The following is a 22763-nucleotide window of genomic DNA, read 5'->3' on the forward strand; positions in this document are numbered from 1 at the left end:
GAGCGGCTACCTGGTGGCGCTCAACCGGTCCCGCTCGCCCGGCGGGCTGACCTGCGGGGCCGGCATCCGCGGGGCGGTCGCCTTGCGGCCCGGGATGAACAGCGCGGACAGCGCTCCCAAAGCCGACAGGCCGGCGGCCAGGCCCATGGCGGGGCCGAAGCCGTCGATGAACGCCTGCGCGGAACCGTATCCGCCGAGCGCGGTGAACACCGGGGCCGCCGCCGCCACGCCCAGTACCCCGCCGAACTGGCGCAGCGTGTTGAAGACGCCGGACGCCTTGCCGATCTGCGGCGGCGCCACCGCGTTGATGACCGATATCTGCGCCGCCGGCATGGCCATGCTCACCCCGACCCCGGCCACGATCATCGGCGCGATCAACTGCCAGTAGGGCACGGTGGTGTCGGCCGCCAGGGCGAACCAGCCGATGCCGGCCGCCTGGAGGGCGAGCCCGGTCGCGGTGAGCACCCGAGAGCCGATCCGGCCGACCCGCGCGCCGGCCAGCGGCGCGACCACGATGACGCCGGCCGTCCAGGGGATCATGTGCAGTCCTGCGCTGAGCGGCTCCTCGCCCCGCCCGGTCTGCAGGAACTGGGCGACGAAGAACAGCGCCCCGTACAGCGCGGCGTACATGAACAGCGCCGCCGCGTTCCCGGCCGCGAACCCGGCCGAGCGGAACAGGCCCATCGGCACCATCGGGGCCTTCGAGCGCAGCTCCCACCCGACGAACGCCGCCATCAGCAGCGCGCCGCCGATCAGCGAGCCCAGCGTGAGCGCCCCGGTCCAGCCCGAGTCGCCGGCCCTGATCAGGCCCCACACCAGGCCGAGCGCCCCCAGCGTCACCAGGGCCAGGCCGCCGGCGTCGAACCGGCCTGCCGCGCCCTTGCTCTCCGGCACCCGGCGCAGCACCAGCGGCACCATGACCAGCCCGATGGGAACGTTCAGCCAGAAGATCCACTCCCAGGCGATGCCCTGGGTGATCGCGCCGCCGACCACCGGTCCGCCGGCCACCGCGAGCCCGGTCAGGCCGCTGAACACGCCCAGGGCCCGGGCCCGCCGCTCCGGCGGGTAGGCCGCGCTGAGCAGCGCCATCGCCAGCGGCATCGCCAGCGCCGCCCCGGCGCCCTGCACCGCCCGCGCGGCGATCAGCCGGCCCGCGTCGGGCGACAGCGCGCAGGCCGCGGACGCGGCGGTGAACAGCGTCACCCCGACCACGAACATCCGCTTGCGGCCGAACCGGTCACCGAGGCCCGCCCCGGTCATCAGCAGCACCGCGAAGGTCAGGCTGTAGGCGTTCATCGTCCATTCGAGCTGCGCCATCGAGGCGCCCAGATCCACCCTGATCCGGCTCAGCGCCGTCGTCACCGCGGTGGCGTCCAGGGCCATCATCAGCGACGCCACCGACGTCAGGGCCAGCACCCATGCGCTCGTTCTGCTCTCCGTGCCCGTCGTCGTACTCATCGTTCCTCCGGCAATTGGTGAGTCCACACCGATACAGACAGGTGGGCGGCGCGGATTCATCGGCTGGGGCCGATGACTTTCCGGCCGCCGGAGTGTCGGTACACCGAGGGGATGTGCCTCGTCCGAAGAGGGCGCCAGGAGCCAGGGAGCGAGGGAGCTGAGGAGATGGCGGAGGAGATGACGGCCACGGAGGAGATCGGGGCCATGGAGGGGGCCGGGGCCGCGGAGGGGGCCGGAGTCACCGGCGGGCCCGGAGCCACCGGCGAGCCCGGGGCGGAGTTCACCCGCAGGACCGAGCCGTTCAGGGACGAGCTGCTGGCCTACTGCTACCGGATGCTCGGGGCGCTGCACGACGCCGAGGACCTGGTCCAGGAGGTCTATCTGCGGGCCTGGCGGTCCTGGGACGGCTTCGAGGGGCGCTCCTCGCCGCGCACCTGGCTGTACCGGATCGCCACCAACGCCTGCCTGAACGCGCTGCGGCACAGCAGCCGGCGCGCGCTGCCCTCGGGCCTCGGCAACCCGGCCGAGGAGCTGCCGCGGGCGAACCAGCGGGCGCCCGAGGCGACCTGGCTGCAGCCGTTCCCCGACCGGCTGCTCACCGCGCCCTCCGACGACCCGGCGGCGGTCGTCGCCACCCGCGCGGGCATCAGGCTGGCCTTCGTCGCCGCGCTGCAGCACCTGCCGCAGCAGCAGCGCGCGGTGCTCATCCTGCGCGAGGCGCTGGGCTGGCACGCCGCCGAGGTCGCCGACCTGCTGGGCACCACGCCCGCCGCGGTCAACAGCTCGCTGCAACGGGCCAGGGCGCAGATCGAGCGGCTGGCACCGGCCAGCGACCAGGTCGCCGAGCCGTCCGACGCCCGCCGCAGGGAACTCCTCGACCGCTATGTGAGCGCCTTCGAGAACGCCGACATCGACGCGCTCGGCGGCCTGCTCACCGACGACACGGTGTGGGAGATGCCGCCGGTCCAGGCGTGGTACCTGGGCCGGGAGAGCGTGCTGCGGCTGGTCGCCGCCCGCTGGTCGCCGCGGCCCGGCGGCAGCAGGCTGCTGCCCACCGCCGCCAACGGGATGCCCGCCTTCGGCTACTACCGCGACGGCGCGGCCTCCTCCATCCAGGTCCTGACGCTCACCGAGGCCGGGATCTCGCACGTGGTGGGCTTCCACGACGCGAGCCTGCTGCCGCGTTTCGGGCTGCCGCCCGAGGTCGGTCTCCACCCCCGGGTGGAGAGCACTTTTCCACCCGGGGCTTGATCCGCTGACCTGCGATGTTCCGTAGATTCGACGACGTTGGGAGTCCACGCGACGCGCTTCGGAGGCGGCTGTCATGTCCGATTTGGTCAATGTCCTGGTGGTCCTGGCGGTCATCGGCCTGGTGATCGCCCGGCAGCTGCGGGCGACCCAGGTGGGCGGCGGCCGGTGGTGGCTGATCCCCGGGGTGATGATCGTGCTGGCGGTGCGCGGCGGCGGGCTGATCGATTCGCACCACCACGACGAGGCGATAGCGCTGTTCGCCGCCGAACTGGCCGTGGGCGCGGTCATGGGCATCGCCTGGGCCGCCAGCACCCGGATGTGGACGAAGGCCGACGGGGCGGTGTGGTCGCAGGGCACCAAGGCGACGATCACCGTCTGGGTGCTGGGCATAGCCCTGCGCGCCGGGCTGTACGGGGTCGCCGCGGCGCGGGGCGTGCACCAGGGATCGGGCTCGATCCTGCTCGCGGTCGCCGTCACCCTGCTGATCCGCAGCGGCGTGCTGCTCGTACGTGCCCAGAGCCTCTCGCCGTCGTACCGTACGGCCTCATGAGCAGCTGGATCTCCTGGCCGTCGCCCGAGGCGCTCTCCCGCGAGGGACGGGCGCGGTCCAGACGGGGCCTGGGCCGCGCCACCCGGCTGGTGCTGGTGGCCGTGGCGGTGTGGGGGATCGTCAACGCGAAGGGGCTGAACGGCTGGCAGATCGCCGGTTCGCTGGCCGGTGTGGCGGCCGCGTATGCCGCGGTCCTGGCGTACTCCCGGGTCACGCTGCGGCACCGGCTGTGGCCGGCGGTCGGGCTGATCCTGCTGCTGATGGCCGGCGGTGAACTGACCGCCCTGCTCGGCGCCCGGGTGCCGGCCACCGTGCTGTGGTGCGGCTGCGCGGTGCTGGCCATCGAGCGGCTGCCGCTGGCCGTGGGGGTGCCGCTCGCGGCCGGGGCGCTGGTCGCCTTCGCGGTGACGCAGAGTCAGGACAGCCTGCTGGTCGTCACGGTCACGTCGGCGGGCCTCGGTCTGGCCGGATACACCGCGCGGCTGGACGCAGAGTCCAGGGGGAACACCCAGCGGCTGCTGGCGCAGGAGCGGGCGGCGCGGAAGGCGGAGGCGCAGTCGGCGGCGCTGGCCGAGCGGGCCAGGATCGCACGGGAGATCCATGACGTGCTGGCGCACAGCCTGTCCGCGCAGACCGTGCATCTGGAGGTGACCCGGCTGCTGATCGAGCGGGGCGCCGAGCAGGAGGTGGTTCTCGAACGGGTGGTCGCGGCCCGCCGGATGGCCAGGGAGGGGCTGGCCGAGACCCGGCAGGCGCTGTCCGCGCTGCGCGGCGAGATGGCGCCGGTGGAGGAGTTCCTGAAGGAGCTGGTGGCCTCCGAGGGCGCCCGGCTGGAGGTGAGGGGGGAGTCGCGCCGGCTGCCGGCCGAGGCGGGCCTCGCGGTGCGGCGGGTGGCGCAGGAGGCGATGACCAATGTGCGCAAGCACGCGCCCGGGGCCCTCGTCGCGCTGCGGCTTGACTATCGGCCGCTCGAGGTGGAGTTGGAGTTCCGGGACTTCGGTGGCAGGTCGCCTGTGGATAACTCTCTGGAGGCATCCGGCTCGGGCTACGGTCTTCGGGGGATGCGGGAGCGCGCCGAGCTGCTGGGCGGCGCGCTGGACGCCGGACCGGCCGAGGAGGGCTTCGTGGTGCGCTTGCGGGTTCCCGCGTGACGCGGGTGGTGGTCGTGGACGACCAGAGGATCGTACGAGAGGGGATCGTGACGCTGCTGGGACTGCTGCCCGGGATCGAGGTGGTCGGGTCGGCGGGCGACGGGGAGGAGGCGGTGCGGGTGGTGGCGGAGCAGCAGCCGCAGGTGGTGCTGATGGACCTGCGGATGCCGCGCTGCGACGGGGTGGAGGCGACCCGGCGGATCCGCACCCGGTATCCGGCCACCCAGGTGGTCGTCCTCACCACCTACGCCGACGACGACTCGCTCTTCCCCGCGCTGCGGGCCGGGGCGCGCGGATATCTGACCAAGGACGCCGACAGTGACGAGATCGCCCGGGCCATCGCCAATGTGACGGCGGGCCAGGCGGGACTGTCCCCGGCGATCCAGAGCAGGGTGCTCGACGCGCTGTCGGCCGCCGGGCCGGGGGCGGACGGCCTGGCGGGAACGAGCGGCCCGCCGGGAACGGGCGGCCCGGCGGGAACGGCGGGGCCGGCCACGCTGCCGGACGGGCTGACGGCCCGTGAGGCGGAAGTGCTCGGGCTGGTCGCGGCCGGGCTGTCCAACGCGGAGATCGCCGGAAGACTGCAGGTCAGCATGGCCACCGTGAAGACGCACATCAACAACCTGTTCGCGAAGACCGGGGTGCGGGACCGCGCTCAGGCGGTCGGATACGCCTACCGGCACGGCATCACCTGATGGGGTGAACGTTTCGGGCTTGTTGGACCTGGATCTTCCCACTCTGTCCATGCTTGGGCGCACGGCCGCCCGGCCGGTGGGACGAGGAGAGTTCGGTGGACAAGCACGACGGGGGCGACCCGGGGGCGCTGCGGGTGAACGACCCGTGGCACGACGCGACGGCGAACGGCCTCTGGGTCCCGGATCAGGCGGCCCCCGACACTGCGCCGGCCGCTGCCGCCCCGCAGCCGGTCGCCGACCCGGCCGCGGTGTACCTGGAGGTGCAGCAGAGCGAGGCGTTCCGGGAAGTACGCGACCGGTACCGGAAGTTCGCGTTTCCGGCGGTGGGGGCATTCGTCGCCTGGTACCTGCTCTATGTGGTGGCCGCGACCACCGCGCCCGGGCTGATGGCCCGGCAGGTGGCCGGCGAGGTGAATGTGGCGATGGTCGCCGGGCTGGCGCAGTTCGCCACCACGTTCCTGCTGACCTGGGCCTACGCGCGGCACGCCAGGCTGCGCAGGGACCGGGCGGCGCTCGACCTGCGGTGGACCCTGGCCACCAGGACCGGTCAGGAGCGGGTGCGTTGAGCGGCGGACAGGCGGCCGGCCGCTACCTGGCGGATTCGGCGGGAGAGCACCAGGGCCTGGCGATCGTGCTGTTCACGCTGTTCGTCTCGGTGACCCTGGCGATCACGGCGTGGGCGGGCCGGCGGCGCAGCTCGTCGGTGGAGTTCTTCGCCGGCGGGCGGCTGTTCTCGCCGCTGGAGAACGGCTTCGCGCTGGCCGGCGACTACATGTCGGCGGCCTCCTTCCTCGGCATCTCCGGGCTGATCGCGCTGTTCGGCTACGACGGCCTGCTGTATTCGGTCGGCTTCTTCGTCGCCTGGCTGGTCGTGCTGATGCTGGTGGCGGAGTTGGTCAGGAACTGCGGGCGCTACACGCTGGCGGACGTGCTGTCCGCGCGGATGCAGCAGCGGCCGGTGCGGATCGCCGCGGGCACCGCCTCGGTGGTGGTGTCGGTGCTGTACCTGGTGGCGCAGATGGTCGGCGCGGGCAGCCTGGTCGGGCTGCTGCTCGGCGGCGAGAGCACCGTGTCCCGCACCTGGACGGTGATCGGGGTCGGGGCGCTGATGGTGTTCTACGTGTCCTTCGGCGGGATGCGGGCCACCACCTGGATCCAGATCGTCAAGACCGTGCTGCTGATGGGCGGCACGATCACCCTCACTGTGATGGTGCTGGTGCGCTTCCACGGGAATCTGGACGGGCTGCTGCGGTCCGCCGCGGCCGGCAGCGGGCACGGCCACTCGTTCCTGGCGCCCGGCCTGAAGTACGGCGGGAGCTGGACCTCCCGGCTGGACTTCATCAGCCTCGGCCTGGCGCTGGTGCTCGGCACCGCCGGGCTGCCGCACATCCTGTCGCGCTTCTACACGGTGCCCACCGCGCGCTCCGCGCGGCGCTCGGTGGTGTGGGCGATCGGGCTGATCGGTGCGTTCTATCTGATGACGATCGTGCTCGGGTTCGGGGCGGCGGCGCTGGTCGGCACGGACACCGTCCGGTCGTCCAACGCCGCCGGCAACACGGCGGTGCCGCTGCTCGCGGAGATCCTGGGCGGCGGGTCGGGAACGACCGGCGGCACCGTGCTGTTCGCGGTGGTCGGCGCGGTGGCGTTCGCGACCATCCTCGCGGTGGTCGCCGGGATCACGCTGTCGTCCTCCGCGTCGGTCGCCCACGACCTGTACGCCACGCTGCGGCGGCCCGCCCGGCAGCCCGGGCGGCACGGCAGGCGCGGGCGGCGGGCCCAGGAGGCCGGCGCCGAAGAGCCCGGCACGGACGGGGCGATGGAGCAGGACGAGGTACGGGTGGCGCGGATCGCGGCGGTCGGCATCGGGGCGGTGGCCATCGCGCTGAGCCTGTTCGCGCAGGACCAGAACATCGCGTTCCTGGTCGGCCTGGCGTTCGCGGTCGCCGCGTCGGCGAACCTGCCCGCGCTGATGTACTCGCTGTTCTGGCGGCGGTTCACCACGCGGGGGGCGATCTGGGCGATCTATGGCGGGCTGGTGCCGGCGCTGCTGCTCGTCGTGCTGTCCCCGGTGGTCTCCGGGCGGCCCGACGCGCTCTTCCCCGGCGTGGACTTCCATCTGTTCCCGCTGGAGAACCCCGGGCTGATCTCGATCCCGCTCGGGTTCCTGGCCGGCTGGCTGGGCACGGTGTTCTCGCCCGAGGAGGCGGACGCCGGCAAGTACGCGCAGACGGAGGTGCGTTCGCTGACCGGGGCCGGGGCGGCTTAGAGGCCGCCTAGGACAGGCCCTGGAACGGGTCGGTCACCGGCTCGATCGCCGTGACGTTCATGACGGACGGGCTGCCGAGCGCCGCCCCGCAGCTCTCCGGGCGCGGCGGCTGGGCCGCGGTCGCCTCGACGGTGGCCTGCCAGGCCCGGCCGTCGGTGTGCGCGACCTGGACGGTCCAGCCTCCGGCCGGTGCGGGCAGCGGTTCGGTGTGCCGCACGGTGAGGGCGGCGGCCAGGTCCTCGCCGGTCAGGGCGCGCACGGCCAGCTCCGCGGCCTGGCCGGGGCGCTCCCAGGCGGACCGGCCGCGGCAGTTGTCGATGACGACGCGGCCGGCACGGGTCGCTTCCAGCACGGCCTTGGCGTGGTGGGCGTTCACCCGGCCGTAGAGGTAGCCGTACGGCAGGACGAGCACGGTCGGCGAGAAGCGGTGGCCGCCGAGGTGGCTGGTCTCCCAGACCTCACTGCCGCCGGACGCGGCGAGTTCGGCGGCGAGCGGGCGGCCGTGCAGGGCGCAGCAGCGGTCCCGCTTGCCGTTCGTGCAGACCAGGGTGAGCGGCGGCCCCTCGTGCGGGCCGCCGAAGCCGCCGTGCGCGCCGGCGCCGAGGGCGGCGAAGTCCAGTTCGGTGAGGTCGGCCGGGGTGGTGAGGTCGGTGGTACGGACCCAGGGGTCGTGCGGGGCGGTGTGCGCGAGGATCACGTGCCGGCGGGTGTGGGCGCCTCCCGCGTGCGGGGGATCGGCGTGCCGCCCCGGGCGGCGGATCAGCCCGACCCGGACGCCGGTGCCTTTGCTGAGCCGGTCCAGCTCGCGGCCCACCGCCTGGTCGAGGTGGCTCGACGTGAGGGCCTTGGCGCCCCAGGGGCCGGCCTGTTCGATCAGCAGCCAGGTCCTCGCGGGGGCGGCGGTGGCGGTGACGGGCTCTTGCAGGTCGGCGGAGGACCGGGTGCACGTGCTCACGGGCTTGATCGTAGCTTCGCCGCCTGCGGCGGGCAGCCGGAGTCCCCAGGTGCGCCAGCGCGGCGCCGACCGGGGGTCCCCCCGGGGAGGATCCCCCGGTCCCCTCCGGGCCCCCGGCCGGTGGTCGGCTGAGCGCGCAGTTCCCCGCGCCCCTGTCGGGGCGCCCCCCCGGCCGCAGCTGATCGCGCCCGCGCGGCGGAGCCGCGTATCAGATACAGTCCCGCGCCCCTAACGGGGCGCCTCCCGGCCGGGGCGCCCCCTGGCCGGGGGCCGTCCGCCAGCCGGGGCCTGCCCGTCGGCCGGGGCTGATCGCGCCCGCGCGGCGGAGCCGCATATCGGATGCAGCCCCGCGCCACTCCACGCCTGCTCCCCGCGCCGCTACGCCGGGCCCGCGATCATGGTGATCGGCTTGACCAAGGGGACTCCGGAGCCGTCGCGGCGGGGGTCCTTGGGGGGGAGGTCGGCGGGGGCGCCGGTGGAGGTGGCGGCGCGGGCGGGGGTGGGGCCGGACCAGGCGAAGATCAGGCCGTCCTCGCCGCGCAGGAAGCGCTGGCAGCGGACGCCGCCGGTCGCGCGGCCCTTGCGGGGGTACTGGTCGAACGGGGTGAGCTTCGCCGTGCCCTCGGCCGCGCCGTCCAGCGTGCCGTCCTCGGACCTGGCCACCGTGAACACCACCGCGTCCACCGCCGGGTCGACCGCGGTGAAGGAGATCACCTTCGCGCCGTCGGCCAGCTTGATGCCCGCCATGCCGCCCGCCGGGCGGCCCTGCGGGCGGACCTGCGAGGCCGCGTAGCGCAGCAGTTGCGCGTCGTCGGTGATGAAGACCAGATCCTCCTCGCCGGTGCGCAGCTCCACCGCGCCGACCAGCCGGTCGCCCTCCTTGAGGCCGATGACCTCCAAGTCGCCCTTGTTCGACGGGTATTCGGGCACCACCCGCTTCACCACACCCTGCTCGGTGCCGAGCGCCAGCCCCGGCGAGGACTCGTCGAGCGTGGTGAGGCACAGCACCTGCTCGCCGTCCTCCAGGGACAGGAACTCCGACAGCGGCGCGCCCCCGGCCAGCGTCGGCGGCCCCGCCGTGGCGGGCAGCACCGGCAGGTCGATCACCGTCACCCGCAGCAGCCGGCCGGCCGAGGTCACCGCGCCCACGTCGGCGCGGGCCGTCGTCGGCACCGCGGAGATGATCACGTCGTGCTTGGCCCGCTTGGCGCCGGCCGCGTCCAGCGCGTCACCGTTGGCGGTGCGCGCGAGCAGCCCGGTGGAGGACAGCAGCACCCGGCACGGGTCGTCGGCGACTTCGAGCGGCACCGCGGTGACCGGCACGCCCGCCGACTCCAGCAGCACCGTGCGCCGCTCGTTGCCGTACTGCTTGGCCACGGCGGCCAGTTCGGCCGACACCAGCTTGCGCAGCTCGGGGTCGGAGTCCAGGATCCGGGTCAGCTCGGCGATCTCCGCGTTGAGCTTGTCCCGCTCGGACTCCAGCTCGATCCGGTCGAACCGGGTGAGCCGCCGCAGCGGGGTGTCCAGGATGTACTGGGTCTGGATCTCGGAGAGGCCGAACCGCTCCTTGAGGCTCTCCTTGGCCTGGGCCGCGTTGTCGCTGGCCCGGATGATCGCGATGACCTCGTCGATGTCGACGAGCGCGACCAGCAGGCCGTCCACCAGGTGCAGCCGGTCGCGCCGCTTGGTCCTGCGGAACTCGCTGCGCCGCCGCACCACCTCGAAGCGGTGGTCCACGTAGACCTGGAGCATCTCGCGCAGGCCGAGGGTGAGCGGCTGGCCGTCCACCAGCGCCACGTTGTTGATGCCGAACGAGTCCTCCATCGGCGTGAGCTTGTAGAGCTGTTCGAGCACCGCCTCGGGGTTGAACCCGTTCTTGATCTCGATGACCAGCCGCAGGCCGTGCGCCCGGTCGGTGAGGTCCTTGACGTCGGCGATGCCCTGGAGCTTCTTCGCGCCGACCATGTCCTTGATCTTGGCGATGACCTTCTCGGGGCCGACGTTGAACGGCAGTTCGGTGACCACCAGGCCCTTGCGCCGCGGCGTGACGTCGTCCACCGCCACGGTGGCGCGGATCTTGAACGTGCCGCGGCCGGTCTCGTACGCGTCCCGGATGCCGTCGAGTCCGATGATCCGGCCGCCGGTGGGCAGGTCGGGGCCCGGCACGTGCCGCATCAGCGCGTCCAGGTCCGCGTTGGGGTAGCGGATCAGGTGCCGGGCGGCGGCGATGATCTCGACGAGGTTGTGCGGCGGCATGTTGGTGGCCATGCCGACGGCGATCCCGGAGGCCCCGTTGACCAGCAGGTTCGGATACGCGGCGGGCAGGACGGCCGGCTCCTGCTCCTGGCCGTCGTAGTTGGGCGCGAAGTCGACGGTGTCCTCGTCGATCGACTCGACCATCAGCTGCGCCGGGCCGGACATCCGGGCCTCGGTGTAGCGCATCGCGGCCGGCATGTCGTCGAGCGAGCCGAAGTTGCCGTGCCCGTCGACCAGCGGCAGCCGCTGCGAGAACGGCTGGGCCATCCGCACCATCGCGTCGTAGATCGACGCGTCGCCGTGCGGATGCAGCTTGCCCATCACCTCGCCGACGACCCGGGCGCACTTGACGTGGCCGCGGTCCGGGCGCAGGCCCATCTCGTTCATCTGGTAGACGATCCGGCGGTGCACCGGCTTCATGCCGTCGCGCGCGTCGGGCAGCGCCCGGGAGTAGATGACCGAGTAGGCGTACTCGAGGTACGAGCCCTGCATCTCGTCCACGACGTCGATGTCGAGGATGCGCTCCTCGAAACCGTCGTCCGGTGGCGGCGGGGTCTTCGTCGTGCGGCGGGCCATCTCGGCGGCGCTCCTTCGTCTGGACCGGTTCGTCTGCACCGGGTGTTCATCGTCGCGACCGGGTGCGGACCGACGCCGACCATTGTGGACCGCACCGCCGACATCCCGTACCACGACCCGGTGTGAGCGCGCCGCCTCCCGGGAACTTCGCGGACAGCGGGCACGCTTCCCTAGAGTGGCAGCACTCTACGCAGTCACACAGCAGCGACCGGAAGGACAGCTTGCCCATGGGTCACACGGCCACGCCGGAGGCACACTCCAGCGGCCTGACAGCCACCGAGCACCGCCTGGCGAACGGACTGCGGGTCGTGCTCTCCGAGGACCACCTCACCCCGGTCGCGGCGGTCTGCCTCTGGTACGACGTCGGCTCCCGCCACGAGGTGAAGGGCCGCACCGGCCTCGCCCACCTCTTCGAGCACCTGATGTTCCAGGGCTCGGCCAGCGTGCACGGCAACGGGCACTTCGAGCTGGTGCAGGGCGCGGGCGGCTCGCTCAACGGCACCACCAGCTTCGAGCGGACCAACTACTTCGAGACCATGCCCGCCCACCAGCTCGAACTGGCCCTGTGGCTGGAGGCCGACCGGATGGGCAGCCTGCTCACCGCGCTCGACCTGGAGAGCCTGGACAACCAGCGGGACGTGGTGAAGAACGAGCGCCGCCAGCGGTATGACAACGTGCCCTACGGCACGTCGTTCGAGCGGATCACCGCGCTCGCCTACCCCGAGGGCCACCCCTACCACCACACCCCGATCGGGTCGATGGCCGACCTCGACGCGGCCTCGCTCGAAGACGCGCAGGCGTTCTTCCGCACCTACTACGCGCCCGGCAACGCGGTGCTCGCGGTGGTCGGCGACATCGACCCGGAGCGCGCCCTGGCCTGGGTCGAGAAGTACTTCGGCAGCATCCCCGCGCACGACGGCAAGCCGCAGCCGCGGGACGGCTCGCTGCCCGACGTCATGGGCGGCCAGCTGCGCGAGGTCATCGAGGAGGACGTGCCCTCGCGCGCCCTGATGGCCGCCTACCGGCTGCCGCACGACGGCTCCCGGGAGAGCGACGCGGCCGACCTGGCGCTCACCGTGCTCGGCGGCGGCGAGTCGTCCCGGCTGCACAACCGGCTGGTGCGCCGCGACCGCAGCGCGGTGACGGCCGGCTTCGGGCTGCTGCGGCTGGCCGGCGCCCCGTCACTCGGCTGGCTGGACGTGAAGGCGTCCAGCGGTGTCGAACTGACGGCGATCGAGGCGGCGGTGGACGAGGAGCTGGCCCGGTTCGCCGAGGAGGGCCCCACCGCGGAGGAGATGGAGCGGGCCCAGGCCCAGCTGGAGCGCGAGTGGCTGGACCGGCTGGCCACGGTGGCCGGCCGGGCCGACGAACTGTGCAGGTTCGCCGTGCTGTTCGGCGACCCGCAGCTCGCGCTGACCGCCGTCGACCGGGTGCTGTCGATCACCGCGCAGGAGGTCCAGGCGGTGGCCGCGGCCCGGCTGCGGCCCGACAACCGCGCCGTCCTGGTGTACGAGCCGACCGGCGGCCCCGAAGAGGCCGGCTCGGACGGCGAGGGTTCCGACGAGGCGGCGGCCGGGCAGGCCGCCGCGGAAGAGACCGAGCAGGAAGAGGGCGAAGCGTGAGCGACACCGCCACCGCCATGACGTTCCACCCGCAGCCGCAGGCCGGCGAGCCCAAGCCGTGGGCCTTCCCGGCCCCCGACCGCGGTTCGCTCGCCAACGGGCTGACCCTGCTGACCAGCCACCGGCCCGGCCAGCAGGTGGTCGCCGTCGAGGTGCTGCTCGACGCGCCGCTGGACACCGAGCCCGAGGGCCTCGACGGGGTCGGCACCATCATGGCCAGGGCCCTGTCGGAGGGCACCGACGCGCACACCGCCGAGGAGTTCGCGGCCGAACTGGAGCGCTGCGGCGCCACCCTCGACGCGCACGCCGACCACCCCGGCGTCAGGGTCTCGCTCGAAGTGCCCGCCTCCCGGCTGGACAAGGCGCTCGGGCTGCTCGCGGAGGCGCTGCGCGCCCCGGCGTTCCCCGACGACGAGGTCAAGCGGCTGGTCGCCAACCGCCTCGACGAGATCCCGCACGAGCTGGCCAACCCGGCCCGCCGGGCGGCGATGGCGCTGTCCAAGGAGCTGTTCCCGGCCACCCTGCGCTGCTCCCGGCCGCGGCAGGGCACCGAGGACACCGTGCGCCGGATCGACGCGGCGGCGGTGCGGGCCTTCTACGCCGCCCACGTCCGCCCGTCCACCAGCACCGCCGTGGTGGTCGGCGACCTGACCGGCATCGACCTGCCGGCGCTGCTGAACGACACGCTGGGCCGCTGGACCGGCAACTCCGCGCAGCCGCACCAGCGGCCGGCGATCACCTCGGACGACACCGCCCGGGTGGTGATCGTGGACCGGCCGGGCGCGGTGCAGACCCAGCTGCTGATCGGCCGCACCGGCGCCGACCGGCACGACCCGGTGTGGGCCGGCCAGGTGCTCGGCACGTACTGCCTGGGTGGCACCCTGACCTCCCGTCTGGACCGGGTGCTGCGCGAGGAGAAGGGCTACACCTACGGGGTGCGGGCCTTCGGCCAGGTGCTGCTGTCCTCGGCCGACGGCACCGGCGCCGCGCTGCTGGCGATCAGCGGCTCGGTGGCCACCGAGGTCACCGGCCCGGCGCTCGCCGACACCTGGCAGGTGATCCGCACCCTCGGCGAGTCGGGGCTGACCGACGACGAGCGCGATGTCGCCGTGCAGAACCTGGTCGGGGTCGCCCCGCTGCGCTACGAGACGGCGTCGGCGGTGGCCGGCACGCTGCTCGACCAGGTCGAGCAGCAGCTGCCCGACGACTTCCAGGCCCAGCTCTACGCGCGGCTGGCGGCAACCGGCACCGTGGAGGCCACGGCCGCGGTCGTCAACGCCTTCCCGCTGGACCGCCTCGTGGTGATCCTGGTCGGCGACGCCGCCACGATCGCCGAGCCCGTACGGGAGTTGGGCATCGGCCCGGTGGAGGTCGTCAACTAGGGACTGTTTGAGGTTCGGATCATGTGGTTGAGGTGAGGAGCTTCAGCCACATGATCGATCCGCGGAGGTGGAGTCCGGCCTCGTAGCTTTCGGGAGACTTGTCGTAGCGTGTGGCCAGGCCGCGCCAGGTCTTGATCTTCTGGAAGCTGCGTTCGACGGTGTTGCGCTGTTTGTAGCGTTCGTTGTCGTAGGTGACAGGCCGTCCGCCGGCTGAGCCCTTGTTCTTGCGGTTGGCCTGCTGGTCGATCTTTTCCGGGATGACCACGGTGATGTGGCGCCGGCGTAAGTAGGCCCGGTTGCCCTTGGAGGAGTAGGCCCTGTCCGCTGCGACGGCCTGTGGTCGGGTGCGGGGGCGGCCGACCGGGCCAGGTATGCGGATCTTGTCCAGGACGGTCTGGAACTGAGGGCTGTCCCCGGCTTGTCCGGGAGTCAGGACGAACGACAGGGGCAGTCCTGTGGCGTCGACCGCGGCATGGATCTTGCTGCTCAGTCCGCCTCGGGACCGGCCGAGCCCGGCGGCGTCCGCCCTGGCCCTGCAACGCCGTCGCGCTGCAGCCCGGTCCGGGTTCGGCGTGTCTGTGCCACTCGTGTCCGCACCGGTCGTCGGCGGATCACCCGCAGCACCGGCGGTTGTCGCGGGAGCGGAGCCCCCTTTTCCTCGGTCAGGGCCTGTTCCAGGGCGTCCAGGGTCTCCCCGGCCACTGCCAGACCTGCCGATTCGTGATGCGCCCGCACGATCGTGGAGTCCACGCTGACCAACTCCAGGCCGACCTGCCGCCGCGCGGCCGCCTCGGCGATCAACGCGTCCATCAGGTCCTGGAACACCCCGGCCTTGGCCCAGTTGCTGAACCGGGAGTAGATGGTGGACCAGGGCCCGTACCGGTCCGGGACATCACGCCAGCCACTGCCGGTCCGGAACCGCCACAGCACCCCGTTGAACTGGTCCCGCACCCGCCGCGGCAACGGCCCGGTGGCCGTCACCGGCAAGTGCAACTCGATCAGAGCCCATTCGGCATCCGTCACGTCAAAACGCGCCACGCACGAGTTCTACCAGCCACCGGCAACAGACCACCGGGCCTCTCAAAGATCCAAACCTCGAACAGCCCCTAGGGCTCCGCCAGCCGGAGTTCGACGTCAGGCCGAACCGGGGCGGGGCATGGGCCCCGCCCCGGTCCGGGTGGCGGATACGGCGGTGCGGCCTGATGTGCGGCCGTGTGGCGTACGCAACATATGAGCCGATCTGTTTGAAGTACGACCGTGTGCCCGGTTAGCGTCAACGACCGTTGCCCGTCCAGCAGTCGCGCCTGGCGGCCCGGGCGCACATCGCCGAGTCCCCGTCAGGGGAGCCGGGGAACCAAGAGTTCCCTGGGGTGAATCGGGACCTTTCGCCCACCACGGGCGGCGGACCCGTAGGAGACCTTCCTGCTCCGAACCCGTCAGCTAACCCGGTAGGCGAGAAGGAAGGAAAGGAGCGACGCCGCTTCATGGCGTTCACCCACCCCCAGCCCCAGCCCAAGTCCGCGTCCCGCGGGAAGCACCGCCGTCCCGGCCGCAGCGTCCTGCGCACCGGCACCACCCTGGCCGGGGTCGCGGTCGTCACCGCCACCGGCGGCCTCGGCGCCAGCGCGATGGCCGCGCCGGGGCAGGCGGAACCGGCCGCCGTACAGCCCGTCTCCCTGGCCCAGGCACTCGACGTGCCCGAGACGCTCGCCGACTCGCTGGCCGCGCAGGCCGACGCGCAACTGCGCGAGGCCGCCGCCAGGACCGAGCGGGCCCAGCACGCCCGCGAGCAGGCGGCCGCAGCGGCGATGGCCAAGGCCGCCGCCAAGGCACAGGCCGCGGCCGTGCACGAGGCGCGGCAGCAGGCCGCCCGCGCCGCCGAGCGCAAGCGGCTGAACTCCTTCGTGCTGCCGGTCGCGCACTCCTACGTCTCCACCGGCTACCTGGCGTCGAGCAATCTGTGGTCGTCCGGCCGGCACACCGGCATCGACTTCCACGCGGCCATGGGCACCGACGTGCACGCGGTCGGCGCCGGCACCGTGGTCGAGGCCGGCTGGGGCGGCTCGTACGGCAACAACATCGTGATCAGGATGGCCGACGGCGAGTACACCCAGTACGGCCACCTGTCGTCGATCCAGGTCACGGTCGGCCAGCGGGTGACCCCCGGGCAACGCATCGCGCTGTCCGGCGCCACCGGCAACGCCACCGGGCCGCACCTGCACTTCGAGGTGCGCACCACCCCCGACTACGGCTCGGACGTGGACCCGGTGGCCTACCTGCGCAAGCACGGCCTGAGCGTCTGACCCGCCCCGGCGGGCCCCGAACGAGGGTCCGCCGGGCCGGCCGGCGTCCGATCACGGCCGCGGCGGCGTCCGAAAAGGGCGGCGCTGTCCCAAAACAATGCCCGAATTCTGGGGCTGCTTTCTGATTCCCGTGCGTGCTGGAATAGAGTCGCGCACAATACGGGGAAAGAACGGAGTCCTGCGATGTGGAATCGGATGTGAACGGCCAGGACGGCTCGGGGCGTCGTATCTCCGCCCAGGTGGTGTGTACGGCCGTCCGCGACGACATCGTCGCCGGCTTCTTCCCGCCGGGCAGCCGGCTCACCGAGGAACTGCTCGCGCAGCGCTACGGCGTGTCCCGGGTGCCGGTGCGCGAGGCGCTGCGCACCCTGGAGTCCGAGGGGTTCGTCCGCACCCGCAGGCACGCCGGCGCCTCGGTGGCGGAGCCCACCGAGCAGGAGGCGGCCGACCTGCTGGAACTGCGCGGACTGCTGGAGCCGCTGGGTGCCGCGCGGGCGGCCAGACGGCGGACCGAGGCGCATCTGAAGGTGCTGCGCGGACTGGTCAGGCTCGGCCAGGAGCGCGCGGTGCAGGGCCAGTTGTCCGACCTGCCGTCGCTGAGCGGCTGGTTCCACGAGACGCTGGCCCAGGCGTCCGGCAGCCCGACGCTCACCGCGCTGCTCACCCAGCTCAGACACAAGATCGCCTGGGTGTACGGGGACGGCAGCGCGGGCCGGGCGGTGGAGGCGTGGGAGGAGCACGCGGCGCTGGTGGACGCGGTGGCGCGCGGTGACGCCGACCGGGCCGGCCGGCTGGCGGCGGTCCATGTCGAGCGCACCTCGGCGGTGAGGACCCTGAAACATCCCGTAAACGCGGTGCGCCGCCGCAATTAACAATCACGCCGTATACAAGACCTGGGAATAGGGCTGCCGTAATTGCGGCTGCTTGTCATCAGGAACGGGCGGGACCCGGCAATCCGGGGGGATTGCCGGGCCCGCTGAATTCCGCTGCGTCAGACCGTCTCGGGCAGTTCTTCGAGCCCTTCTGCGACCAGCTTGGCCAGCCGGTCGAGTGCCGCGTCGGCGCCGTCGGCCTCCGAGGCCAGTACGACCTCGTCGCCGCCCTGCGCGCCCAGGCCGAGCACGGCCAGCATCGAGGCGGCGTTCACCGGGGCGCCGCCGGCCTTGGTGATCGTGACCGGCACGCCGGCGGCCGTCGCCGCGCGGACGAAGATGGACGCGGGGCGGGCGTGCAGGCCGTCCGCCCAGCCGACGGTGACACGGCGCTCAACCATAGTGTTGCCCTTCGGATCGTCTTCAGGTGGTTCCCGGGTCGTACCCGGGGTCGTACCCGGTACGTGAAGTTGTCTAGACCAGTCTCGCACGATCGTCGTACCGCCCCGTCCAGGACCACCCCAGACTGCCCCCTGCCGGTGCCCGTCGCGAACCGGGCGCGCCGCATACGCTGGGGCCATGACGCAAGCGCAGCCGCCGCACCCCTACCCCGTGCACTGGGAGGCGGACGTCGTGCTGCGCGACGGCGGGATCGCCCACATCCGGCCGATCGGACCCGGCGACGCGGGCCGCCTGGTGGGCTTCTACGAGCAGGTGTCCGACGAGTCGAAGTACTACCGGTTCTTCGCCCCCTACCCGCGGCTGTCGGACCGCGACGTGCACCGCTTCACCCACCACGACTACGACGACCGGGTCGGCCTCGCCGCCACCATCGGCGACGAGTTCATCGCCACCGTCCGCTACGACCGCACCGACGCGAGCGGGCGCGCCGTGTCCGGCCGGGCCGGCGACCGGGCCGAGGTCGCCTTCCTGGTGCAGGACGCCCACCAGGGCCGCGGGGTGGCCTCCGCGCTGCTCGAGCACATCGCCGCGGTGGCCAGGGAGCGCGGCATCCGCCGCTTCACCGCCGAGGTGCTGCCCGCCAACCGCAAGATGGTCAAGGTCTTCACCGACGCCGGCTTCACCCAGCAGCACAGCTTCGCCGACGGCGTGGTGCACCTCGAACTCGACCTGGAGCCCACCACCGAGTCGGTGGCGGTGATGCGGGCCCGCGAGCACCGCGCCGAGGCGCGCAGCATGCAGCGGCTGCTGCGGCCCGAGTCGGTCGCGGTGGTCGGCGTCGGCCGCAGGCCCGGCGGGGTCGGCCGTACGCTGCTGCGCAACATCGTGGCCGGCGGCTTCACCGGGCGGGTGCACGCCGTGAACCACTCCTTCCCGGCCGGCGCCGAGGTCGACGGGGTGCCCGGGCACCGCTCGGTCGCGGAGATCGCCGCCACCGGCGAGAGCGTGGACCTGGCCGTGGTGGCGGTGCCTGCCGAGCGGGTGCCCGAGGCGGTGGCCGACTGCGGCGAGGCCGGGGTGCGCGGCCTGCTGGTGATCGCGGCCGGCTACTCCGAGACCGGGCCCGAGGGCAGGCTGCGGCAGCGCGAACTGGTCAGGCAGGCCCGCAGCCACGGCATGCGGGTGATCGGTCCTAACGCCCTCGGCGTGCTGAACACCGCGGCCGACATCGGCCTGAACGCCTCGCTGTCGCCGGAGATGCCGCCGCGCGGCCGGCTCGGCCTGTTCACCCAGTCGGGATCGATCGGCATCGCGCTGCTGTCGGGTCTGCACCGGCGCGGCGCGGGCCCGTCCTCGTTCGTGTCGGCCGGCAACCGGGCGGACGTGTCGGGCAACGACCTGCTCCAGTTCTGGCAGGACGACCCCGACACCGACGTGGTGCTGATGTACCTGGAGTCGTTCGGCAACCCGCGCAAGTTCACCCGGCTCGCCCGGCGGACCGCCGCGGCCAAGCCCGTGGTGGTGGTCAAGGGCGCGCTGCACAGCGGCGCGATGCCGGCCGGGCACGCGGTGCCGGTCACCCGGATGTCGGACTCCGCGGTCTCCGCGCTGTTCCGGCAGGCCGGGGTGATCCGGGTGGACACCGTCACCGAACTCCTGGACACCGGGCTCTTCCTCACCCTCCAGCCGCTGCCGGCCGGCGACCGGCTCGCCATCCTCGGCAACTCCGAGTCGCTCGGGCTGCTCACCTACGACGCGGCGCTGACCGCCGGGCTGCGGCCGGGCCCGCCGCTGGACCTCACCACGGCCGCCGGCCCCGGGGATTTCGCCGCCGCGCTGCGCGCCGCGCTCGCCGACCCCGGCAACGACGCCGTCGCCGTCACCGCGATCCCGCGGGTGGCCGACGAGGAGGCCCCCGACCCCGAGTCCGGCGACGATCCCGCGCTGGCGCGGGCGCTGCGGGAGGCCGCCGCGGGCGCCGGCAAGCCGGTGGTCGTGGTCCACCTGGCCCTGGACACCATGGCCGACCGGCTGGTCGCCGCGGAGGGCGACGGCGCCCGGGTGCCCGCCTACCGGGCGCCCGACCGCGCGGTGCACGCCCTGGCGGAGTCCGCCGGCTACGCCGCCTGGCGGGCCGGCGCCGCCGACCCGGGCCGCGTCCCGCAGTTCGACGACATCCAGGAGGGCGCGGCGGCGGCCGACGTCCGCCGGCTGCTGCCCGCCGCGGGCACCCCCGACCAGAGCGCCGAGCCGGACCAGGCCGCGGCAGCCGGACCGGAGCCACGGGCCGCGCGAACGGGCCCGGCCGCGCCCCGCGTGCCGGCGGCGGGCGACCCGCCCGTGCCGGACTCCGCCGCGCCCGGCGTCACCCTCAGCGACGAGGACGCCGCCGGGCTGCTCGGGCGGTACGGGATCGAGGTCCGGCGGACGCTGCCCGCGCCCGATGCGGAGGCGGCCGTCGTGGCGGCGGCGCGGCTGGGGTACCCGGTGGCGCTCAAGACCACCGCGCCGCACCTGCGGCACCGGGCCGACCTCGGCGGCGTACGGCTCGACCTGGCCGGCGAGGCCGACCTGCGGCGGGCGTACGAGGAGCTGACGGCCCGGCTCGGCAAGCCCGGCGAGCTGCTGCCGGTGGTGCAGGCGATGGCGCCGCGCGGCGTGGACACGGTGGTGCGGGCGAGCGTGGATCCGGCGGTCGGGGCGGTGCTCTCGTTCGGCCTTGCGGGCGCGCCCTCCGAACTGCTCGGGGACATCGGGCACCGGCTGGTTCCGGCCACCGACCGGGACGCCGCCGAGCTGGTCAGGTCGATCAGGGCGGCGCCGCTCCTCTTCGGCTGGCGCGGCTCGGAACCGGTGGACACCGCGGCCCTGGAGGAGCTGCTGCTGCGGGTGTCGCTGCTCACCGACGACCTGCCCGAGGTGGTGGCCGTCGACCTGGAGCCGGTGGTGGTCGCCGCGCGGGGCCTGGCCGTGCTGGGCGCCGCGGTACGGCTGGCCCGGCCGCCGGCCCGCACCGACCTCGGCCCCCGCGCGCTCTCCTCGTTCTGAGATCTGACCGGGCCGGGCCCCCGGGCCCTGGGCCGCCGGCCCTCCGGGCTTCCGGGCGGGGCGGGACGGCGGCACCGCGGGCCGCCGGGTCAGGAGCCATCGCCCCGCGCGCCATTAGGATGGTCGGCATGGCGAAGACCGGGATCACGACACAGGGCCTGCGCACGGCGATCGAGCGCAGTGGCTACTACCCCGCCCTGGTGGCCGAGGCCGTGGAGGCGGCGGTCGGCGGCGAGCCGGTCTCCTCGTTCCTGGTCCACCTGGAGACCACGTTCGACGCGAACGAGGTGCGCCGCCATGTCACCGTGCTGGTGCTCACCGACAGCCGTTTCATCGTCAGCCACACCGACGAGCAGGCCGCCGACGACACCTCGCCGTCCCCGTACGCCACCACCTCCACCGAGTCGGTGAAGATCGGCCGGATCTCCTCGGTGGTGGTCAGCCGGGTGGTGGCCAACCCGGAGTCGTACACCCCGGGCAGCACGCCCCGCGAGGTGGTGCTGACCATCGGCTGGGGCGCGGTGTCCCGGCTGGACCTGGAGCCGGCCGCCTGCGGCGACCCCAACTGCGAGGCCGACCACGGCTACACCGGCTCCTCCACCGCCGACGACCTGTCGCTGCGGGTCAGCGAGGCCGGCGACGGGCCGGACACCGTACGGCAGACCCTGGCCTTCGCGCAGGCGCTCTCCGAGGCGACAGCGGCCACGGACTGATGGTCCACCCGCTGCCCGAAGGCCCCGCCCTCCTCGACCCCCGCACCGCCCCCGTCCCCGCCTACGGCTCGGGCGCGCTCTGCGACGTGCTGCCCGCCGCCGTCGCCGGGATGGCGATCCCCGGCGTGCCGGACACCGGCCTGCGGCTGGCGGCGGCCGACCGGGTGTGCGTGTTCCTGGTCGACGGCCTGGGCTGGGAGCTGATCCTGCGGCACCCGGCCGAGGCGCCGTACCTCACCTCGCTGCTGCCCTCGTCGCTCGGCGGCACCGGCCGGCCGCTGACCGCCGGGTTCCCCGCGACCACCGCGACCTCGCTCGCCTCCGTCGGCACCGGCCTGCCGCCGGGCCGGCACGGCCTGGCCGGCTACACCGCGCTCAACCCCGACACCGGCGACCTGATGAACCAGCTGCGCTGGCAGCCCTGGACCGAGCCGCGCGCCTGGCAGCCGTACCCGACGGTCTTCCAACTCGCCGAGGCCGCCGGGATCGCCACCTGCCAGGTGTCCTCGCCGCACTTCGTGAACACCCCGCTGACCAAGGTCGCGCTGTCCGGCGGCACCTTCCACGGCCGGCTCACCGGCGAGGAGCGGATGGACCTGGCCGCCGACCGGCTCGCCGCCGGCGACCGCTCGCTGGTCTACACGTACTACAGCGAGCTGGACGCGATGGGCCACCGGCACGGGGTGGACTCCGACGCCTGGCGCGGCCAGCTGATGATGGTGGACCGGCTCGCGCAGCGGCTCGCCGAGCAGCTGCCGCCGCGCGCGGCGCTGTACGTCACCGCCGACCACGGCATGATCGACATCCCGTTCGACCCGGAGAGCCGGATCGACTTCGACGAGGACTGGGAGCTGCGGGCCGGCGTCGCGGTGCTCGGCGGCGAGGGCCGGGCCCGGCACGTCTACGCGGTGCCGGGCGCCGCCGGGGACGTGCTCGCGGTGTGGAGCGAGGTGCTCGGCGAGCAGATGTGGGTGGCGTCCCGGGACGAGGCGCTGGACGCCGGCTGGTTCGGCCCGCGGCCCGACGAGCGGGTGCTCGGCCGGATCGGCGACGTGGTCGCCACCGCCCGGGACGACATCGCGATCGTGGCCAACCGCACCGAGTCGGGCGAGTCCCAGATGATCGGGCTGCACGGCTCGATGATGCCGGTCGAGCAGCTGGTGCCGCTGCTCGAGGTCCGCAGCTGAGCGCGGAAGGCACCGGAGGCGCAGACAGGCGAACGGGCCCGGTCGACCGGATGGCGGTCGGCCGGGCCCGCGTCTG

At 73.6% G+C, this 22763-nt stretch carries 17 protein-coding genes, 1 pseudogene and 1 riboswitch; of the genes and pseudogenes, 13 read left to right on the plus strand and 5 right to left on the minus strand.

Features of this window, described 5'->3' with window-relative positions; translation table 11 throughout:
* Window positions 1-6 precede the first annotated feature (6 nt).
* The gene (locus ACQPW6_RS32080; RefSeq protein WP_433893209.1) at window positions 7-1458 is read right to left on the minus strand and encodes a DHA2 family efflux MFS transporter permease subunit; all 1452 of its coding nucleotides are present in this window, start codon (window positions 1456-1458) and stop codon (window positions 7-9) included.
* 165 nt (window positions 1459-1623) lie between these two features.
* Here ACQPW6_RS32080 and ACQPW6_RS32085 point away from each other — a divergent pair, with 165 nt between their 5' ends.
* The 6 genes from ACQPW6_RS32085 to ACQPW6_RS32110 all read left to right on the plus strand — a co-directional run bounded on the left by ACQPW6_RS32085 (window position 1624) and on the right by ACQPW6_RS32110 (window position 7371).
* A complete protein-coding gene (locus ACQPW6_RS32085) occupies window positions 1624-2709 on the plus strand; it encodes a sigma-70 family RNA polymerase sigma factor (protein WP_433893210.1) in 1086 nt (361 codons plus the stop codon).
* A 73-nt stretch (window positions 2710-2782) separates the two neighbouring features.
* On the plus strand, window positions 2783-3259 hold the full coding sequence (locus ACQPW6_RS32090) for a DUF1453 domain-containing protein (protein WP_433893211.1): 477 nt from the start codon (window positions 2783-2785) through the stop codon (window positions 3257-3259).
* On the plus strand, window positions 3256-4410 hold the full coding sequence (locus tag ACQPW6_RS32095; protein ID WP_433893212.1) for a sensor histidine kinase: 1155 nt from the start codon (window positions 3256-3258) through the stop codon (window positions 4408-4410). The genes ACQPW6_RS32090 and ACQPW6_RS32095 overlap by 4 nt, the downstream gene beginning before the upstream one ends.
* 8 nt (window positions 4411-4418) lie before the next feature.
* On the plus strand, window positions 4419-5105 hold the full coding sequence (locus tag ACQPW6_RS32100) for a response regulator (RefSeq protein ID WP_433894720.1): 687 nt from the start codon (window positions 4419-4421) through the stop codon (window positions 5103-5105).
* A 95-nt stretch (window positions 5106-5200) separates the two neighbouring features.
* Window positions 5201-5671 (plus strand): DUF485 domain-containing protein, encoded by a 471-nt coding sequence (locus ACQPW6_RS32105; RefSeq protein WP_433893213.1) that lies wholly within the window; start codon window positions 5201-5203, stop codon window positions 5669-5671.
* Window positions 5668-7371, plus strand: coding sequence for a solute symporter family protein (locus tag ACQPW6_RS32110; protein WP_433893214.1), 1704 nt, complete (start codon window positions 5668-5670; stop codon window positions 7369-7371). Before ACQPW6_RS32105 ends, ACQPW6_RS32110 begins: the two co-directional genes overlap by 4 nt.
* A 7-nt stretch (window positions 7372-7378) precedes the next feature.
* On the opposite strand, the gene ACQPW6_RS32115 is transcribed toward ACQPW6_RS32110, so the two are convergent.
* The gene (locus ACQPW6_RS32115) at window positions 7379-8326 is read right to left on the minus strand and encodes a sucrase ferredoxin (RefSeq protein ID WP_433893215.1); all 948 of its coding nucleotides are present in this window, start codon (window positions 8324-8326) and stop codon (window positions 7379-7381) included.
* A gap of 378 nt (window positions 8327-8704) precedes the next feature.
* Window positions 8705-11158: a DNA gyrase/topoisomerase IV subunit A gene (locus tag ACQPW6_RS32120; protein ID WP_433893216.1), complete on the minus strand. Its 2454-nt coding sequence runs from the start codon at window positions 11156-11158 to the stop codon at window positions 8705-8707.
* Window positions 11159-11385: 227 nt separating this feature from the next.
* Between ACQPW6_RS32120 and ACQPW6_RS32125 the strand changes: the two genes are divergently transcribed.
* Both ACQPW6_RS32125 and ACQPW6_RS32130 read left to right on the plus strand, forming a co-directional pair.
* On the plus strand, window positions 11386-12780 hold the full coding sequence (locus ACQPW6_RS32125) for a M16 family metallopeptidase (protein ID WP_433893217.1): 1395 nt from the start codon (window positions 11386-11388) through the stop codon (window positions 12778-12780).
* A gap of 17 nt (window positions 12781-12797) precedes the next feature.
* Window positions 12798-14162 carry a M16 family metallopeptidase gene (locus ACQPW6_RS32130; protein WP_433894721.1) on the plus strand — a complete coding sequence of 455 codons (1365 nt, stop codon included), beginning with the start codon at window positions 12798-12800 and terminating at the stop codon, window positions 14160-14162.
* A 19-nt stretch (window positions 14163-14181) separates the two neighbouring features.
* Here ACQPW6_RS32130 and ACQPW6_RS32135 read toward each other — a convergent pair.
* Window positions 14182-15200, minus strand: a pseudogene (locus ACQPW6_RS32135) (IS5 family transposase).
* A gap of 276 nt (window positions 15201-15476) precedes the next feature.
* Window positions 15477-15632: riboswitch (cyclic di-AMP (ydaO/yuaA leader) on the plus strand.
* A gap of 14 nt (window positions 15633-15646) precedes the next feature.
* Between ACQPW6_RS32135 and ACQPW6_RS32140 the strand changes: the two are divergent.
* The gene (locus ACQPW6_RS32140) at window positions 15647-16465 is read left to right on the plus strand and encodes a M23 family metallopeptidase (RefSeq protein ID WP_433893218.1); all 819 of its coding nucleotides are present in this window, start codon (window positions 15647-15649) and stop codon (window positions 16463-16465) included.
* Between the two features lie 185 nt (window positions 16466-16650).
* Entirely contained in the window at window positions 16651-17337 is a 687-nt protein-coding gene (locus ACQPW6_RS32145) for a GntR family transcriptional regulator (protein WP_433893219.1), read from the plus strand.
* Between the two features lie 119 nt (window positions 17338-17456).
* Here the strand turns inward: ACQPW6_RS32145 and ACQPW6_RS32150 are convergent, their stop codons facing one another.
* Entirely contained in the window at window positions 17457-17738 is a 282-nt protein-coding gene (locus ACQPW6_RS32150) for an HPr family phosphocarrier protein (RefSeq protein ID WP_433893220.1), read from the minus strand.
* 178 nt (window positions 17739-17916) lie between these two features.
* On the opposite strand from ACQPW6_RS32150, the gene ACQPW6_RS32155 reads away from it, so the two are divergent.
* The 3 genes from ACQPW6_RS32155 to ACQPW6_RS32165 all read left to right on the plus strand — a co-directional run bounded on the left by ACQPW6_RS32155 (window position 17917) and on the right by ACQPW6_RS32165 (window position 22687).
* On the plus strand, window positions 17917-20787 hold the full coding sequence (locus tag ACQPW6_RS32155; protein WP_433893221.1) for a GNAT family N-acetyltransferase: 2871 nt from the start codon (window positions 17917-17919) through the stop codon (window positions 20785-20787).
* Between the two features lie 128 nt (window positions 20788-20915).
* On the plus strand, window positions 20916-21500 hold the full coding sequence (locus ACQPW6_RS32160; protein ID WP_433893222.1) for a DUF5998 family protein: 585 nt from the start codon (window positions 20916-20918) through the stop codon (window positions 21498-21500).
* Window positions 21500-22687, plus strand: a complete 1188-nt coding sequence (locus ACQPW6_RS32165; RefSeq protein WP_433893223.1) for an alkaline phosphatase family protein — start codon at window positions 21500-21502, stop codon at window positions 22685-22687. Before ACQPW6_RS32160 ends, ACQPW6_RS32165 begins: the two co-directional genes overlap by 1 nt.
* Window positions 22688-22763: the final 76 nt, after the last annotated feature.

This window comes from Streptomyces sp. CA-111067 (assembly GCF_050956065.1).
In the GTDB taxonomy this organism is placed as follows: domain Bacteria; phylum Actinomycetota; class Actinomycetes; order Streptomycetales; family Streptomycetaceae; genus Actinacidiphila.